The sequence below is a fragment of the Porphyromonas somerae DSM 23386 genome, assembly GCF_000372405.1.
GTDB classification, from domain to species: domain Bacteria; phylum Bacteroidota; class Bacteroidia; order Bacteroidales; family Porphyromonadaceae; genus Porphyromonas_A; species Porphyromonas_A somerae.
The window spans coordinates 1-2,479 of the sequence record NZ_AQVC01000084.1 but is presented as its reverse complement, the minus strand read 5'-3'; the positions used below and the strand labels follow the sequence as shown (position 1 = coordinate 2,479).

Sequence of the window (2,479 nt, the reverse complement as noted above, 5' to 3'; positions counted from 1 at the left end):
AAGTGATCACCAATCCTGGCGCCAAGTACAGCTCATCGGTCGGTGCCGTCATCAAAATATACACCCGCCGCGAACCCGGCTCGGGACTCAGCGGAGAAGTCATGAGTTTCCTACAAAAGGTAAAAGATCGAAAGCCAGGAGGTTGCGGTTACCTTTCGCTAAACTACCGCATCAAAGAGTGGGATATATTTGCCACTGGATGGTACAATGCTTGGAAAGGCATCAATATCAATCCCGAACTTAGCTTTCATGGGAAAACGCCCAATAGCGAGTGGCACAATACGACCAGCAATATCGGACAATTTAACGATGACACCTATAACTTTAACATCGGCACCAATTACGAAGATGAGCATCAGAGCGCAGGCTTAAGGTATCAACTCCAAATCCAAAAAAGCTCCAATCTCATACGCAACCAACTCATAAGTCAATTAGAGCAGAATAGTCCTACAAGATACAATAACGAGACCAGCGGGTTCACCCCTTGGACCCAACAACACCACCCCTCTCTCTACTACATTCGCAGGTGGGAGAATTGGAGTGCCCAAGTAGATATGGACTACTTCGAAAGCAGCCTCTCGACCAATTACACTACCACTATAGAAAGGAATGAAACCACACAACAAAGCAAAACAATAACCAGTCAAAGCGGAGATAAGTTTCAATCTGCTGGGATAAGGACAGATATCAATGGAGTCGTTTGGGGCGGAAGGCTCAATTTCGGAGGTGCATTCACCTGGGTAAATAATAAGTTCTTCAGCATCAACGACAAAATCAATCAAGAATACACCTTGCCCGACCTTGAGAGCAAGCAAAGAGAGGACACCTATGCCCTCTACCTAGAGTATGGCCACTCTCTCGGCGAGAAAGTAATGCTTACCGCTGGAGCACGACTTGAGCATCTAGTCAATCAATACTTTGACCAAAAGAATATGATGCACCCCAAAAAGAGAGTCTCCACCAATCTATTCCCCACCCTCTCACTCAGCACCGAGCTAGGTGGCATTAATACCCAACTCTCCTTCAGGAGCAGGATAACCCGTCCAAGTTATTGGCAACTTCAACCAGAATATCAGTACCTCAGCAAGTTTGAATATCAGGTGGGCGACCCCAACCTCAAGCCAGAGATCAATTACACCACACAGCTATTACTGAATAAAAAGTGGGTGACACTGATGCTATCTCATCAGTACAATATAGATGCCCTAACACAAGATTCCCAACCGCTCTACAACCCCAAGAAACCAGACGAAATGGTTCCCTACGTGACACTCATTAAAAACATCAATACCACACCTTACCACCTGCTGGGAGCTTCGGTCATCTTAAGTCCAAAGACAAAATGGTGGCGACCCAATCTTACCCTTGACTTTTCTAAGATCCTTGGGTATCAGCTGCAGTTCTTCGACCAGAAGATTACCAATTTCAAACCCACACTATCCATTAGACTCAATAACCAATTTTCTCTACCTAAAGAGATCACACTCAGTGCCAACTTCACCTATAACCTTATGGGCTGGGAGAATAATATAGAGCTGATCGCTCCGATGTTTTATGGCTGGCTACAGATTTCCAAACAATGGCTCAAAGATAAGTCACTCACGACCAGTCTCTCCATCAACAACTTCAACACTCCCATAAAGGCGAGGATCGTGACCCCCTACACCGAGCTCAAGAGTCATCAGTTGTCCGTATCACAAATAAAGTTGACCATTGCTTACCGCTTCAATGCAACTAAGCAAAAGTACCAAGGTAAGGGTGCCCTCGGCTCCGTCATTGACCGTATGTAAAGATAACTCCTATATAAAATCAAGAGAATAACTATCACAAAGAGACAATAGCTATGAAACAATTCATCACAAGTTTGCTGATACTTTGCTTGGCTACAGGCAACCTATTGGCACAAGAGATCAAGGGAAAGGTATCGGATAAAGAGGGCAAACCACTCCCTTATGCCACGATTAAAGCCATCGCCCTACCCGATTCCACTACCATCGTAGGAGGCGTTACTAAAGAGGATGGCACCTTTGCTCTCTCTATTAACGACCACAAGCTCCCTATCCTACTCCAAGCAAGTCTGATCGGATACAGCAACGAGCAAGTGCTTTGCAAAGACCTCAAGGAATACACACTCACCCTCTCCGAGAGCGCCACCATGCTAGAAGAGGTAGCCATCACCGCCAATCGTGTCTCGCACCGATTGGTTGCTGGTGGACTTAGCACCCAGATTGATGGTTCGCCCCTCTCCAAGCTCACCGATATCTACAGTGTGCTCAGAGGTATTCCACTAGTGGAAGTGGAGAATGAAAAGGTGAAAGTAACCGGAAAGGGCACCCCAGTCATCTACATCAACGACCGACTAATGACCGACCCCAATCAAATGAGAGAGCTCAAGCCCTACCTCATCAAGGACATTCAAGTGATCACCAATCCTGGCGCCAAGTACAGCTCATCGGTCGGTGCCGTCATCAAAATATAC

The 2,479-nt window shown here is 46.2% G+C and carries 2 protein-coding genes; both read left to right on the top strand.

What is annotated here, in order from left to right:
• A partial coding sequence (locus tag A3GK_RS0110040; protein WP_018029314.1) for an outer membrane beta-barrel family protein occupies positions 1-1,790 on the top strand: 1,790 nt, incomplete at its 5' end.
• A gap of 53 nt (positions 1,791-1,843) precedes the next feature.
• Positions 1,844-2,479: carboxypeptidase-like regulatory domain-containing protein (locus A3GK_RS10875; RefSeq protein WP_040576189.1), on the top strand; the 636-nt coding region annotated here is incomplete at its 3' end.